Raw genomic sequence first — 13,682 nt, 5'->3', positions numbered from 1 at the left:
GCCGCTTGGCGCGCCAGGGCGGACTCTATGCGCCGTAGATCGCCTTTGCCTGGCGAAAAGACAACAGCTTGCGGTTGTTTTCGTCCCACAGGTGCAGGCGGCTGCAGGCAAAGCTCTCTGCGAGGGTGAGCCGGTTCAACGTGCTCAGGACCGCGTGGTCGCGCAGAACCTCCGTCAACCGGTAGAACGGGATACGCGCGTAAAGGTGGTGCACGTGATGCACGCCGATATTGGCCGAAAACCACCTCAGCACGGACGGCAGGTCATAGAACGAACTGCCGTGCAGGGCGGAATCGTGCAACTGCCAGTCTTCTTCCCGGTTCCAGCTGGTTTCCTCGAACTGGTGCTGCACGAAGAACAGCCAGACCCCGGCCGACGCCGCAAGCAGGGTGGTCGGCAGGAACACCAGCAAGACCGGGGCGAGTCCGCCGAAATAGATCACGACGGCAAGCGCCAGGGCAATCGCGAGATTGGTGCCCATCGCGCTGGTCCAATACCGCCAGCCGGCGGTCATCAGGCCGATCGGCAGGCGGTTCTGAAGAAAGAAGATATAGCCCGGCCCAAGGCCGAACAGGGTGAACGGGCTGCGATACAGCCGGTAGTGGAACTGCCACAGCGGCGAGAGCGCGCGATATTCCGCAACGGTCAGGGTATGCACGTCGCCGATACCGCGCCGGCCCAGGTTGCCCGCGGCCGAATGGTGCATCGAATGGGTGCGGCGCCAGACATCATAGGGAGTGAGCGTGAGCACCCCCAACACCCGCCCGATCCAGTCGCTGACCAATCGGTTGCGGAAAAACGCCCCGTGACCGCAATCATGCTGAATGCAGAACAGCCGGACGAGAAACCCCGCGTTGACGACGGAAATCGCCAGGGCCAGCCAGGGACTGACCGACAGGGCCCACCAGGCCGCGGCCCAGAGGATGACGAAGGGCAGGAAGCTGACGGTCAGTTCGAACACGCTGCGCAACGTGTCCGGCTCGCGGTATTTCGACAGGATCTGAACCCATTCGCGCGGAGTCGTCTCCTTGGGCCCTTGCGGGTCGGTCTCGTGGGATATGCTCATTCGCCTGCTGTTATGTCTTGCCATCGTGCACCCGGATAAACGACCCCTGCTCCTTGGCAAGCGAATTCTGCGGGCCATGCAGAAGGTGTGGCGCGGAAACGGTTATCAAGGCGTTAGGGATCGCGGCGCGAGCGCGGGAAATCCCGAAGAACCGGAAAGTCCGAAGTTTCAGGAAGGGAATTTGGCACCGGCTTTTCAGGAAACGCGCGAACAGATCGAAAAGCCAGTGCCGGGCTCTCCGGCGGCGCCAGGCCGCCGGAGAGTTTCTCGTATGCGGTTACTCGCCGCCGCCCAACTGGTGGACATATGTCGCGACCGCACGGATCTCAGCCTCGCTCAGACGAGTCGTCCATGACGGCATGACGCCAAAGCGGCTCTGCGTCACGGTTTCAACCAGTGAATCGTAGTCGCCCCCATAGAGCCAGATGGCATCCGTCAGATTTGGAGCCCCCTGTTCACGGTCGCCGGTTCCGTCTTCCATGTGGCACGCGGCGCAGTTTTCCTCGAACACCACGGCGCCGGCCTCGACCCTGGAGGCGTCCGCAGGCTCTCCGGACAGGGACATCACGAAGTTCACGACCTCGTCGATCTGGGCCGGTTCCAGCAGTTCGTCGCGGCCGAAAGCCGGCATTTCCGAATACCGGGCATCGGCGTCTTCCTCGTTCCTGATGCCATGGGCGATGGTGGCATGAATGGCCTCGATATCGCCGCCCCACAGCCAGTCATCGTCCAGCAGGTTGGGATATCCCACGGCGCCGGCTGCGCCGGATCCGTGGCACTGCGCGCACCAGGTCCGGAACACGGCGGCACCGGCGGACACGCCATAGGTCGAAAGTCCCGCATCCTCCGCGATCGAAGCCAGTTCGACGCTTGCGAGCTTCGTGTTGATTGCGGCGTTGGCCTCTTCGGCGGCCGCGATTTCCTCGGCGATATCGGCCCTCGTCGACCATCCCAGAATGCCCGGGGTCGCCCTGCTGATCATCGGCCACGCCGGGTAGGCGATCGTGTAGAGAATGGCCCAGACGATCGTGATGTAGAAGGTCCAGAGCCACCAGCGAGGCAAGGGATTGTTGAATTCCTCGATACCATCCCAGCTGTGGCCAGTGGTTTCGGGATCGCCCTTTAGCTTTTCAGGAACTTTGCTCATTTCCGCGCCTCCTTGGATGTGGCGGGTTTGTCTTCATTGCGAAACGGGATATTCGCGGAGTCGGTGTGGGTCTTGCTGCTGCCCGGCCGGAAAACCCAGAAGACGACCCCAACGAAGACGGCGAACAGAAGCAGCAGCATCCAGCTGTCCGCGAACTGCCGCAGGAACGTGTATTCTTCCATCACATCCTCCTACCGGCTCGCATCCGGCGTGAAGGTCGAGAAATCGACCAACGTGCCCAGCATCTGCAAATAGGCGATCAGCGCGTCGGCTTCGGAAATGCCCGGCTGGCCGTCGAAATTGCGCACCTGCGCCCCCGGATACCGTTCCAGCATGGCGTCATAGTCGCTGTCCGGGTCCGCCTGGGCGGTAAAGTCGGCAGCCGCGCTCTCGATCATCTCGTCGGTGTAGGGCACGCCCACGAAGCGCTGGGTCCTGATCAGGTCTTCGATATAGGTCGGCTCGATCAGCTTGCGTTCGAGAAAGGCGTATTTCGGCATCACCGATTCCGGCACCACAGACTGCGGATCCCGCAGGTGATCGAGGTGCCAGTCGTCGGAATAGCGTCCGCCCACACGCGCCAGGTCCGGCCCCGTGCGCTTGGAGCCCCATTGGAACGGGTGGTCATACATGGACTCGGCCGCGAGGCTGTAATGCCCATAGCGTTCCACCTCGTCCCGCATCGGGCGGATCATCTGGCTGTGGCACACATAGCACCCTTCGCGAACGTAGATTTCGCGTCCGGTCAGTTCGAGAGGCGAATAGGGACGCATGCCCTCGACCTCTTCGATCGTGTTTTCCAGCCAGAACAGCGGCGCGATCTGGACGATGCCGCCAATTGTCACCACCAGAAAGCTGAGGATCAGAAGCAACGTGGCGTTGGTCTCGATGATCTTGTGCCTGTCCAGAAAGCTGAGACGCTTCGGACGGGCGCCCGCACCCGTGGCGGAGGCCGGCATGGGGGTCTTGTCCTTGGAGTTCATGTCCGAACCCTCCTTATTCTGCCGGGACCGCGGCGGCGAGGCTGGCCTCTTTGGCCGGCGACCGCTTTACAGTCATCCAAAGGTTGTAGCACATGATGATCGAACCGGTCAGGAACAGAACCCCGCCCAGACCGCGCACCACATACATCGGGAACTTGGCGGCCACGGTGTCGGCAAAGGAGTTCACGAGGAATCCGTTGGCGTCGACTTCGCGCCACATCAGGCCTTCCATGATGCCCGTCACCCACATCGACGCGGCGTAAAGCACGATGCCGATGGTGGCGAGCCAGAAATGCCAGCTGACCAATTGCAGGCTGTAGAGACGTTCCCGCTTCCAGAGGACCGGCACCAGGTAGTAGAGCGCCCCGAAGGTGATCATGCCGTTCCAGCCGAGCGCACCGGAATGCACGTGACCGATGGTCCAGTCGGTGTAATGCGACAGCGAGTTCACCGCGCGGATCGACATCATCGGACCCTCGAAGGTGGACATGCCGTAAAAGCCGATCGAGATCACCATCATCCGGATCACGGGATCGGTGCGCAGCTTGTCCCAGGCCCCCGACAGCGTCATCAGACCGTTGATCATGCCGCCCCAGGACGGCATCCAGAGCACGATCGAGAACACCATGCCAAGGGTCGAGGCCCAGTCCGGCAGCGCCGTGTAGTGCAGGTGGTGCGGTCCCGCCCAGATATACAGGAAGATCAGTGCCCAGAAGTGGATGATCGACAGCTTGTAGCTGTACACCGGGCGCTCGGCCTGCTTGGGCACGAAGTAGTACATCATGCCCAGGAACCCGGCCGTCAGGAAGAAGCCCACCGCGTTATGCCCATACCACCATTGCGTCATGGCGTCCTGAACACCCGAGAACAGCTGGATCGACCGGCTGCCCCAGAACGATACCGGGATCGACAGGTTGTTGACCACATGCAGCATCGCAACCGTGATGATGAAGGCCAGATAGAACCAGTTGGCGACGTAGATATGCGGCTCTTTCCGCTTGATCAGCGTGCCCAGGAACACCGCCAGATAGGCGACCCAGACGATGGTCAGCCACAGATCGACATGCCATTCCGGTTCCGCATATTCCTTGGATTGGGTCGCCCCGAGCAAATAGCCCGTTGCGGCCAGCACGATGAACAGCTGATAGCCCCAGAACACGAACCACGCGAGGTTGCCGCCCCAGAGACGCGCGGCACTGGTGCGCTGAACGACAAAGAAGGACGTGGCGATCAGGGCGTTGCCGCCGAACGCGAAAATCACCGCCGACGTGTGCAGCGGCCGCAGACGTCCGAAGTTTCCGTATCCGTGCAGCCAGTCGAAGTTGAGCTGCGGAAAGGCCAGCTGAAACGCGATGAAGGTGCCGACGAGAAATCCGACGACGCCCCAGAAGGCCGTCGCGATCACACCGGCGCGCACCACGGAATCAAAATATTCGTTCTGCGGAGCTCCGGCCATCGCCGGTTCGTCAGTGCGCCGCACGGTATGCAGAAACAACCCACCGGCCACGAGCATCACGATGATGGCGTGAACCATGTAAGCTGTATCACGCGCGTAGTTGATCCCGATCATCGCCACCAGCGTGATCAGACCAAGCGCGATAAGCTTGATATAATTCGACATTTTGCGTCCCTCTTTCGTGTCCTGCGCGATTCCTGCATCGCGCGGACATGTTTAGTCTGAAGGCTTGATGCAAAACGGGGGGGGAAACCGCCTTGATCTGCATCAAGACAATCGCCGCAATTCTGTGACAGTCCTTTTGCGACAACGCCCCGGAGTTCTCTTGTAACCGGGCACGTCGAAAAACCATGGGGTCCAAATGGCTTACAAATCGCTACTGACGGTAATAACGGATCAGAAAATCGCGGAGGCGCCGCTCAGGCAGCTTGTCGCGTTGGCCGAAGCGCAGGATGCGCATGCCGAAGCTCTGTGTTTGGGCGTGGACCGCACGCAGACCGGATATTATTATGCCGGCGCCAACGCCATGGTGCTCCAGGAGACGCTGACCCGCGCGAATGCGGAAGCAGAGGAACTTCTGGCCTATGCCAATGAGTTTCTTGGAAAATCGGGAATCCGGTTTTCCGCCGAGAACGGGGTCGCCCAGATCGCCGACTTGGGCCGGCACGTCGCCCACCACGCGCGGTTCTCGGATCTCGTCGTGATGCCCCGCCCCTATGGCGACAACCGCGGCGCAGAGATCGAACCCATTGTGGAGGCCGCGCTGTTCGAAGGCCATTCGCCGGTTCTCGTGGTGCCGGACGATCACGAACCGCTGAGCCGGCCGAAGTCGGTTCTCGTGGCCTGGAACGAGAGCGTCGAGGCGATGACGGCCATTCGCCGCGCCCTGCCGTTCCTTCAGGCCGCGGAAATCGTCCGCATCGTCGTGATCGACCCTCCGACTCATGGCCCGGAACGGTCCGATCCCGGAGGCATGCTGTCGCAGATGCTGGCACGGCACGGCGTGAACTGCGAAATCGACGTTCTCAGCAAGACGATGAACCGGGTGTCGGATGTCCTGAACCGTCACGCCATCGACACCTCGTCGGACATGATGGTGATGGGAGCCTACGGGCATTCGCGTTTCCGCGAAGCCATCCTGGGCGGTGCGACCCGCAACATGCTCGAAAAGGCGACGGTCCCGGTCTTCATGGCGCACTGAAGACCGGAACGATCCGTTCGGGACATCATCCGGTGCGCCATGGCGCACCGGATCAGGCGCGTTTGATCAGGCCGATCAGGAACAGCAGGATGACCGCGCCCAGGGTAGCGTGGAAGATCGATGCGATCACTCCGCCGCCAACGGAAAAGCCCAGGGCCGGAAAGATCAGACCCGCCAGGAACGCGCCGACGATCCCGACGATGATATTTCCGATGAGGCCGAAGCCGCGGCCTTTCATCAGCTTTCCCGACAGCCATCCGGCGATGGCGCCGATGAGCAACATCGCGATGATACTACCAAACTGCATGCGTCACTCCTTTGCTTTCACGCATCGAGAGTCGCACCGGTTTGATTCCAATGCAAGCGGCGCGTTCAGTGCCGCACGTAGTGCAGACCCCGGAATTCAGACCGCAAGTCCCTGGTTCGCGGTGCGATGGATTCGGGGGCATTGCTGCGCAGGGATTGGGCGATCAGCGCGGCAAGGCGCGGCGCATCCGCGGGGGTGACGCCGCGCCGGACCAGTTCCGGCGTTCCGATCCGCAGACCATTCATGTCGCCCGCGACCTCCTGTATCGGAAGCCCGATCCCGCAGGCAAGAAACCCGGACTTGCGCAGGGTTTTCGATGCCGCCTGCCCGCCGCCGAATGCCGCCGCCTCGATGGCGAACTGGTGTGACAGGGTCGGCCCCCGAGGGGTCCGGAACACCGGCAGTCCGGCGTCTTCCAGTTCTGCGGCCAGCGCCTGCGCCAGATCTATCATGGCCCGCGCGTAGGCGGGGCCGTGGTCGACCCAGTCCAGCAACGACACCGCCAGCGCGGCTGTCCTGGCGGCATCGAAATTCGCGGTCATGCCCGGAAAGGCGATGGCATCCAGTTTCTGCGCGATACCCGCATCGTTTGTGACGATCAGACCGCCCGCCGGACCTCCGAGGCTCTTGTACGTGCTCATGGTCATCAGATGCGCCCCTTCGTCCAACGGGTTGGCCCATGCCCCGCCGGCGATGATTCCGCATTGATGGGCAGCGTCGAACAGGACATGCGCACCGATTTCATCGGCGATGGCCCGCACGTCCCCGACCGGATGCGGCAAGAGGTTCAGGCTGCCGCCGATGGTGATCAGCTTCGGACGCAGGCGCAGCGCCATGTCCCGCAGAGCCTCCAGATCGACGGTGTACCCATCCGCCCGCACCGGCGCCGGGTGCGTCTTGAGCCCGTAGAGACCGGCGCACCCATCCGCGTGATGGGTCACATGCCCGCCCACCGAGGCCGGAGGCGCAATGATCGCATCGCCCGGTCGGGTCAGGGCCATGAACCCGTAGAGATTGGCCAGCGCCCCGGAGCCGACGCGGATTTCCGCATGGCTGGCGTTGAACACCCGTGCCGCCAGTTCGGCTGCGATCACCTCTATTTCCTCGATCGCTTCCAGCCCCATCTCGTATTTGTCGCCCGGATAGCCCAGCGACGGGCGGCTGCCCAATCCCTCGGACAGCACCGCCTCCGCGCGCGGGTTCATCACGTTCGTCGCCGGGTTCAGGTTGAAACAGTCTTCGTCGTGAATGCGCCTGTTCAAATCGATCAGGTCATCGATCCTCTGGCCGATGGCCAAGGACGTCTGCCCGTCGAGACGACTGGCGATATCCTGAACGCGCGCCTGGCAAAGGGGCGGAACCCAGGGGCGGGAAGAGAGATGTGGCATGGCGAACTCCAATGGTGCCATCCCAGATGACACGTTACGCATGTTGCTGGCAAACCGGATATCGGGGGTGGAACGGGGGCGGGTCCTGTTTTTCCATGACGTCTTGCCCTTGGCGCGCAGGCAGGACAGGTGAAACCGCCGCGAGGGAGAATCCGGCCGGAGGGGCCGTTCGCCGTGCCCGCCGTCAGCCGAAGACGCCGCCGTCGCTGTCGTCGCCGGCTTCTTCCATCAGGCGGCCCATATCCGGAATCGTGACATGGCGCTTGCCTTCCAGCCGGATGACACCGTCCTTCTTCAGCGCCGACATCTGGCGGCTGACGGTTTCCAGAGTCAGGCCGAGATAGTCCGCCATGGCTTCGCGCGTCAGGGGCAGGTCAAAGACCATCGGCCCGCTGGACCCGTTCGTGCCGAGCGACGCGTCGCGCCGGCCAATGATGCTGAGCAGGCTGGCGATCTTTTCCCGCGCCGTCTTGCGGCCAAGAACGAGCATCCATTCCCGCGCCGCATCGAGTTCATCGAGCGTCATTTCAAGCAGGCGATGCGCGATATGCGGGGTCGCGTCCATCAACTGTTCGAACGGCTTGCGGCGGAAACAGCACATGACGATATCCGTGGTCGCGACGACGTCATAGGCGGCGCCGTCCCGTCCCGGCCGGCCGACGAAATCGGACGGAAGCAGCAGGCCGACCATCTGGGTCCGCCCGTCTTCCATCGTCTGCGTCAGCGTCGCGATGCCGGACACGACCGAACCGACGAAATCCATCTTGTCACCAGACCATATGATCGTCTGGCCGGCTTCGAAGCTGCGGTAATACTTGATCGCTTCCAGCTGCTCCAGTTCTTCGCTGTCGCAACGCGCACAGACGGCCCTGTGCCGGATGGGACAGTCTGAACAACTCGGAGATATCGTCTGGCCTGGTGCGTTCATTTTCTTACACTTGATCTGGGTCAAGGATTCCGAAGGAGCATCTCAAATACCTTAAACGGATGATGATGAAACCTCAATTGGCCAAGCTGGGACTCTTTGACGCCAAGGTGCCCCGCTACACGAGCTACCCCACAGCGCCCCATTTCGGGAACGATGTGGGATCCGATCTGTTCTCGAGCTGGATTTCGCAGGTCCCCGAAAACGGCACCATTTCCCTTTACATCCATGTGCCGTTCTGCCGGCGTCTGTGCTGGTTCTGCGCCTGCCGGACGCAGGGCACCCAAAGCGATGCCCCGGTTCGCGCCTATCTGGAAACGCTGAAGGCGGAACTGGCCTTGCTGAAACAGGTTCTGCCGCGCGGCGTGACCCTGTCGCGGCTGCATTGGGGCGGCGGTACGCCGACGCTGTTGAATCCTTCGATGATGACCGAACTCGCCGATTCGATCGCCGAGGTCGCGCCACTCGGGGAGAACGCCGAGTTTTCGGTCGAGATCGACCCCAACGAGATCGACGCCGCGCGGCTTGACGCATTGGCGGCGGCGGGGCTCAATCGCGCCTCCATCGGTGTCCAGGACTTCGACGACGAGATCCAGCAGACCATCGGCCGCATCCAGGGCTATGACGTGACCCGCGAGGCGATCGACATGATTCGCGACCGGGGCATCGCCAGCCTGAATGCGGATATCCTGTTCGGCCTGCCGCACCAGACACAGGAAAAGATGACGGAAAGCGTGCAGAAGCTGTTGTCGCTCAACCCGGATCGCGTCGCGCTTTACGGCTATGCGCATGTTCCGTGGATGGCGAAGCGGCAGCAGCTGATTCCGTCCGAAGCGCTGCCCACGCCCGAAGAACGTCTCGCCCTTTTCGAAACAGCCAGAAAACTGTTTCTGTGGGACAATTACGAAGAGATCGGAATCGACCATTTCGCCACGCAGGAAGACGGGCTGACGCGGGCGCAAAGGCTTGGCAAGCTCCGGCGGAATTTCCAGGGCTATACCGATGACACGTCCGATGTGCTGATCGGTGTCGGCGCCTCGTCGATCTCGCGCTTTCCGCAGGGCTTCGCGCAGAACGCCCCCGCCACCTCGGCGCATACATCGGCCATCCGGGCGGGGCGTTTCTCGACCTCGCGCGGGCACCGCTTCAAGGGTCAGGACAAGCTTCGCTCACGGCTGATCGAAGCCTTGATGTGCGATTTCCGCATCGACGCGGACGAGATCACGTCCCACTTCGACATCAGCCGTCAGGAGCTGAACGAGATGCTGTCCAAATGCAGCGGTGAATTTCCGGGGGTCGTGGCCCTGACCCAGGACGGGCTGTGCATTCCGCCCGAAGCGCGGCCCCTGACGCGAATCATCGCGCGCAGTTTTGACGCCTATGATCTGAGCAAGGCGGGACACAGTTCCGCCATCTGACCCCAGGATTTCGCGACCGGCAATCAGCCGGCCGCGGCAATCAGGGTCCGGGTGTATTCCGTCTGCGGCCGCTCGAACAGGGCCTCGGCGCTCCCGTATTCGACCACATCGCCCTGCTTCATCACGATGACCTTGTGACTCATCGCGCGAACGACCTTGAGATCGTGCGAGATGAACAGATAGGCCAGCCCGTATTTTCGTTGCAAGTCGCGCAGAAGATCGACGATCTGAACCTGGACCGTCATGTCCAAGGCACTTGTCGGTTCGTCCAGCACCAGCAATTTCGGCCGCAGCACCATGGCCCGCGCGATGGCGATACGCTGGCGTTGCCCGCCGGAAAATTCGTGCGGGTAGCGATCCATCGTGGCTGGGTCCAGCCCGGTTTCCCGCATCGCCTCGGCCACCAGTTCGCGCTTGTCCCGCGTTGGATCGACCTTGTGGATCGCCAGCCCCTCGCTGATGATCTGCTGGCAGGTCATCCGTGGCGACAGGCTGCCGAACGGGTCCTGGAACACGATCTGCATGTCGGCGCGCAGGCGGCGCAACTCCCGCGTCGTCCAGCGGCGCAGGTCCTGGTCGCGAAAGACGATCCGGCCTTCGGACGCGATCAGGCGCATGATCGCCAGCGCCAGCGTCGTCTTGCCCGATCCCGATTCCCCGACGATGCCGACCGTTTCACCGGCCCGCACCGACAGCGAGGCGTCGTTCACCGCCTTTACATAGCCGACCGTGCGCTTGAAGAACCCGCGCTGGATCGGGAACCACACCTTGAGGTTTTCCGTGCTGGCGATGGTTTCGCTGTCTTCGGGCACGCGGTCGGGTTGCCCGGACGGCTCCGCGGCCAGCAGCATTCTTGTGTAGGGATGCCGGGGGTTGTCGAATAGCTCGGCCGTCGGGCCGGATTCGACAATCTCTCCGCCTTTCATCACGCAGACCTTGTCCGCGACCCGGCGCACGATGCCCAGATCGTGGGTGATGAACAGCAGGCCCATGTTTTCCTGGGCCTTCAGGTCGGCCAGCAGGTCGAGGATCTGCGCCTGTATGGTCACATCCAGCGCGGTCGTCGGTTCGTCGGCAATCAGGATGTCCGGCTTGTTGGCCAGCGCCATCGCGATCATCACACGCTGCCGCTGCCCGCCGGAAAGCTGGTGCGGATAGGCGTCCAGCCGGGTTTCCGGGTCACGGATCCCGACCTTGGTCAGCAGTTCGATGATCCGCTCCCGCGCCGGCTCTCCGGCCAGGCCCTGGTGCAGCGCCAGCGACTCCGTCAGCTGCTTTTCGATCGTGTGCAGCGGATTGAGCGAGGTCATCGGTTCCTGGAAAATGAAACTGATGTCATTGCCGCGCACGTCGCGCAGCAGCCGGTCCGACGCGCCGATCATCTGTTGCCCGTCGTAGGTCACGGACCCTTCGACATGGGCGCTGTCCCCCAGCAGCGAAACGGTGGACAGGGCGGTAACGGATTTTCCGGATCCGGATTCCCCGACCAAGGCCAGGGTTTCGCCCCTGTCCAGCGTGAAGGACACGCCTTTCACCGCAAGCGTCGTCGTTCCGTCCTGACGAAACGAAACCTTGAGGTCGCGCACTTCGAGCAGGCTCATGAAAACGTCTTCCTTGGATCGAACGCGTCCCGCACGCCTTCGAAGATAAACACCAGCAGGGACAGCATGATGGCAAAGGTGAAAAACGCGGTGAAGGCAAGCCATGGCGCCTGAAGGTTCTGTTTCGCCTGCAAGGTCAGTTCGCCCAGCGACGGCGCCGAGGACGGCAGGCCGAAGCCGAGGAAATCGAGACTCGCCAGCGCCGCGATGGTTCCGGTCACGATGAAGGGCAGCATGGTCAGGGTCGCGACCATCGCGTTGGGCAGCATGTGCCGGAACATGATCGTGGTGTTGCCGACCCCCAGCGCCTTGGCGGCGCGCACATATTCCAGGTTGCGCGCGCGCAGGAATTCCGCCCTCACGACGCCGACAAGCCCGGTCCAGCTGAACAGGACCATGAGAAAGACCAGCAGCCAGAAACTGCGCCCCAGGATCGCAAACATGATGATGATCACGTAGAGCGACGGGGTCGCGGACCAGATTTCGATGATCCGCTGAAAGATCAGGTCCAGCCAGCCGCCGAAATACCCCTGCACCGCCCCGGCCGCGATGCCGATCAGGCTCGCCGCGCCCGTCACCATCAGGGTGAACAGGATCGACAGGCGAAAGCCATAGATGACACGGGCCAGCACGTCGCGCTTGGTGTCATCGGTCCCCAGAAGGTTCTGCCCGTTGGGCGGCAAGGGGGCCGCACCGGGCCGATCCACCGTGGTGTTGAACGAATAGCGGATCGGCGGCCAGATCGCCCAGCCCTTTTCGATCGGCTCACCGTCCACGACGCCGGTCCCGGCCTGTCGCATGATCCCTTCGGGGTCGTCGAAACAGGACTCAAGCCCCCCGGACGCTATCAGGCACTGCACCTCCGGGTCCCGATATATCGCCTCGGTCTGGAAATCGCCGCCAAAGGCGGTTTCCGGGTAGAAATTGAAGATCGGCGTATGGAATTCGCCGCGATACAGCACGAGGATCGGCTTGTCGTTGGCGATGAATTCGGCAAACAGCGACAGGCCGAACAGCACCGCGAAGATCCAGAGCGACCAGTAGGCCCGGCCGTTCCGGCGAAAGTTCCGCCAGCGCCGCGCGTTCAACGGAGAAAGCGCCATCAGCCTTCCCTCTTTTCAAAATCGATCCGGGGATCGACCAGTACGTACATAATGTCGGACAGGATGCCGACCACGAGGCTCATCAGCCCGAAGATGAACAGGGTTCCGAAGATCACCGGATAGTCCCGCGCCACCGCCGCCTCGAACCCGAGCCGCCCCAGACCATCCAGCGAAAAGATGGTCTCGATGATCAGGGAGCCGGAAAAGAACACCCCGATGAAAACCGCCGGAAACCCCGCGATCACGATCAGCATGGCGTTACGGAAGACGTGCCCATAGAGCACCTTGTGTTCGCTCAACCCCTTGGCGCGCGCGGTCATGACGTAATGTTTCTTGATCTCGTCCAGGAAACTGTTCTTGGTCAGCAGGGTCAGCGTCGCGAAGGCGGAAATCGTGCTGGCGATCACCGGCAGCGCGATATGCCAGAAATAGTCCCCGATCTTGCCCAGCAGGCTCAGGTCGCTCCAGTTGTCGCTGGTCAGCCCGCGCAGCGGAAAGATCTGCCAGTAGGATCCGCCAGCAAACATCACCAGCAGCAGGATGGCGAACAGGAACCCCGGAATCGCATAGGCGACGATGATCGCGCCGCTGGTCCAGGTGTCGAACGCGCTGCCATCCCGGATCGCCTTGCGGATGCCGAGCGGGATGGACACGATATAGGCGATCAAGGTGGACCAGAGGCCGAGCGAAATCGACACCGGCATCTTTTCGAGAACCAGGTCGATCACGCTGATCGAGCGGAAATAGCTTTCGCCGAAATCCAGCCGAACATAGTTCCACAACATGTTCAGGAACCGTTCGAGCGGCGGTTTGTCGAACCCGAACTCGCGCTCCAGTTCCTCGATGAATTCGGGCGGAAGCCCGCGCGCGCCGACATAGCGGTCGCTTGTCGCCGTCGCCTGGGTTTCTACATCCGCGCCACCGCCGGAAAACGCCTCGAACACGTCGCCGCCGCCTTCCATCTGGGCGATGATCTGTTCCACCGGGCCGCCGGGGACGAACTGCACCAGCGTGAAGTTGATGATCATGATGCCCAGCAGCGTCGGAATCACCAACAGCAGGCGTCTTGCGATATAGGCTCCCATGA

13 protein-coding genes are annotated in these 13,682 nt (G+C 62.3%); 2 read left to right on the top strand and 11 right to left on the bottom strand.

Going from position 1 to position 13,682, the window contains the following annotated elements; all coding sequences use genetic code 11:
• Nucleotides 1-25 precede the first annotated feature (25 nt).
• From QO034_RS12680 to ccoN, 5 genes are all read right to left on the bottom strand, one after another.
• Nucleotides 26-1,066: a fatty acid desaturase gene (locus QO034_RS12680; RefSeq protein WP_284485905.1), complete on the bottom strand. Its 1,041-nt coding sequence runs from the start codon at nucleotides 1,064-1,066 to the stop codon at nucleotides 26-28.
• Nucleotides 1,067-1,343: 277 nt separating this feature from the next.
• Nucleotides 1,344-2,213, bottom strand: coding sequence for a cytochrome-c oxidase, cbb3-type subunit III (gene ccoP / locus QO034_RS12675; RefSeq protein WP_284485904.1), 870 nt, complete (start codon nucleotides 2,211-2,213; stop codon nucleotides 1,344-1,346).
• Nucleotides 2,210-2,395, bottom strand: a complete 186-nt coding sequence (locus tag QO034_RS12670) for a cbb3-type cytochrome c oxidase subunit 3 (RefSeq protein WP_284485903.1) — start codon at nucleotides 2,393-2,395, stop codon at nucleotides 2,210-2,212. The genes ccoP and QO034_RS12670 overlap by 4 nt, the downstream gene beginning before the upstream one ends.
• Before the next feature lie 9 nt (nucleotides 2,396-2,404).
• Nucleotides 2,405-3,172, bottom strand: coding sequence for a cytochrome-c oxidase, cbb3-type subunit II (gene ccoO, locus QO034_RS12665; protein ID WP_284485934.1), 768 nt, complete (start codon nucleotides 3,170-3,172; stop codon nucleotides 2,405-2,407).
• 37 nt (nucleotides 3,173-3,209) lie between these two features.
• Nucleotides 3,210-4,817 carry a cytochrome-c oxidase, cbb3-type subunit I gene (gene ccoN, locus QO034_RS12660; protein ID WP_284485902.1) on the bottom strand — a complete coding sequence of 536 codons (1,608 nt, stop codon included), beginning with the start codon at nucleotides 4,815-4,817 and terminating at the stop codon, nucleotides 3,210-3,212.
• Between the two features lie 196 nt (nucleotides 4,818-5,013).
• Between ccoN and QO034_RS12655 the strand changes: the two genes are divergently transcribed.
• Nucleotides 5,014-5,853, top strand: coding sequence for a universal stress protein (locus QO034_RS12655; RefSeq protein WP_284485901.1), 840 nt, complete (start codon nucleotides 5,014-5,016; stop codon nucleotides 5,851-5,853).
• A 52-nt stretch (nucleotides 5,854-5,905) separates the two neighbouring features.
• Here QO034_RS12655 and QO034_RS12650 read toward each other — a convergent pair whose 3' ends face one another.
• The 3 genes from QO034_RS12650 to fnrL form a co-directional block, all read right to left on the bottom strand.
• On the bottom strand, nucleotides 5,906-6,160 hold the full coding sequence (locus tag QO034_RS12650) for a GlsB/YeaQ/YmgE family stress response membrane protein (protein WP_284485900.1): 255 nt from the start codon (nucleotides 6,158-6,160) through the stop codon (nucleotides 5,906-5,908).
• Between the two features lie 65 nt (nucleotides 6,161-6,225).
• Nucleotides 6,226-7,548 carry a serine hydroxymethyltransferase gene (locus QO034_RS12645; RefSeq protein ID WP_284485899.1) on the bottom strand — a complete coding sequence of 441 codons (1,323 nt, stop codon included), beginning with the start codon at nucleotides 7,546-7,548 and terminating at the stop codon, nucleotides 6,226-6,228.
• Nucleotides 7,549-7,732: 184 nt separating this feature from the next.
• Nucleotides 7,733-8,476 (bottom strand): transcriptional regulator FnrL, encoded by a 744-nt coding sequence (gene fnrL, locus QO034_RS12640; RefSeq protein WP_284485898.1) that lies wholly within the window; start codon nucleotides 8,474-8,476, stop codon nucleotides 7,733-7,735.
• 59 nt (nucleotides 8,477-8,535) lie between these two features.
• On the opposite strand from fnrL, the gene hemN reads away from it, so the two are divergent.
• A complete protein-coding gene (gene hemN, locus QO034_RS12635; RefSeq protein WP_284485897.1) occupies nucleotides 8,536-9,891 on the top strand; it encodes an oxygen-independent coproporphyrinogen III oxidase in 1,356 nt (451 codons plus the stop codon).
• Nucleotides 9,892-9,914: 23 nt separating this feature from the next.
• Here the strand turns inward: hemN and QO034_RS12630 are convergent, their stop codons facing one another.
• From QO034_RS12630 to QO034_RS12620, 3 genes are read right to left on the bottom strand one after another with little or no spacing between them, the layout of a single operon-like run.
• Nucleotides 9,915-11,492 carry an ABC transporter ATP-binding protein gene (locus QO034_RS12630; RefSeq protein WP_284485896.1) on the bottom strand — a complete coding sequence of 526 codons (1,578 nt, stop codon included), beginning with the start codon at nucleotides 11,490-11,492 and terminating at the stop codon, nucleotides 9,915-9,917.
• On the bottom strand, nucleotides 11,489-12,595 hold the full coding sequence (locus QO034_RS12625) for an ABC transporter permease (RefSeq protein WP_284485895.1): 1,107 nt from the start codon (nucleotides 12,593-12,595) through the stop codon (nucleotides 11,489-11,491). The genes QO034_RS12630 and QO034_RS12625 overlap by 4 nt, the downstream gene beginning before the upstream one ends.
• Complete coding sequence (locus tag QO034_RS12620; RefSeq protein ID WP_284485894.1) at nucleotides 12,595-13,680, bottom strand: microcin C ABC transporter permease YejB; 1,086 nt, start codon at nucleotides 13,678-13,680, stop codon at nucleotides 12,595-12,597. The genes QO034_RS12625 and QO034_RS12620 overlap by 1 nt, the downstream gene beginning before the upstream one ends.
• Nucleotides 13,681-13,682 lie beyond the last annotated feature (2 nt).

It is taken from the genome of Sedimentitalea xiamensis (assembly GCF_030164465.1).
Classification (GTDB): Bacteria; Pseudomonadota; Alphaproteobacteria; order Rhodobacterales; family Rhodobacteraceae; genus Sedimentitalea; species Sedimentitalea xiamensis.
The sequence above is the reverse complement of the archived record's forward strand: the minus strand, read 5'-3'. Positions and strand labels throughout refer to the sequence as shown.

What these genes read in the sequence shown, in the direction of transcription:
- hemN (WP_284485897.1), top strand. Translation starts at nt 8,536, where the DNA reads ATGATGATGAAACCTCAATTGGCCAAGCTGGGACTCTTTGACGCCAAG.
- QO034_RS12655 (WP_284485901.1), top strand. Translation starts at nt 5,014, where the DNA reads ATGGCTTACAAATCGCTACTGACGGTAATAACGGATCAGAAAATCGCG.
- QO034_RS12680 (WP_284485905.1), bottom strand. Translation starts at nt 1,066, where the DNA reads ATGAGCATATCCCACGAGACCGACCCGCAAGGGCCCAAGGAGACGACT.
- ccoP (WP_284485904.1), bottom strand. Translation starts at nt 2,213, where the DNA reads ATGAGCAAAGTTCCTGAAAAGCTAAAGGGCGATCCCGAAACCACTGGC.
- QO034_RS12650 (WP_284485900.1), bottom strand. Translation starts at nt 6,160, where the DNA reads ATGCAGTTTGGTAGTATCATCGCGATGTTGCTCATCGGCGCCATCGCC.
- QO034_RS12645 (WP_284485899.1), bottom strand. Translation starts at nt 7,548, where the DNA reads ATGCCACATCTCTCTTCCCGCCCCTGGGTTCCGCCCCTTTGCCAGGCG.
- QO034_RS12630 (WP_284485896.1), bottom strand. Translation starts at nt 11,492, where the DNA reads ATGAGCCTGCTCGAAGTGCGCGACCTCAAGGTTTCGTTTCGTCAGGAC.
- QO034_RS12670 (WP_284485903.1), bottom strand. Translation starts at nt 2,395, where the DNA reads ATGGAAGAATACACGTTCCTGCGGCAGTTCGCGGACAGCTGGATGCTG.
- ccoO (WP_284485934.1), bottom strand. Translation starts at nt 3,172, where the DNA reads ATGCCGGCCTCCGCCACGGGTGCGGGCGCCCGTCCGAAGCGTCTCAGC.
- QO034_RS12620 (WP_284485894.1), bottom strand. Translation starts at nt 13,680, where the DNA reads ATGGGAGCCTATATCGCAAGACGCCTGCTGTTGGTGATTCCGACGCTG.
- ccoN (WP_284485902.1), bottom strand. Translation starts at nt 4,817, where the DNA reads ATGTCGAATTATATCAAGCTTATCGCGCTTGGTCTGATCACGCTGGTG.
- QO034_RS12625 (WP_284485895.1), bottom strand. Translation starts at nt 12,595, where the DNA reads ATGGCGCTTTCTCCGTTGAACGCGCGGCGCTGGCGGAACTTTCGCCGG.
- fnrL (WP_284485898.1), bottom strand. Translation starts at nt 8,476, where the DNA reads ATGAACGCACCAGGCCAGACGATATCTCCGAGTTGTTCAGACTGTCCC.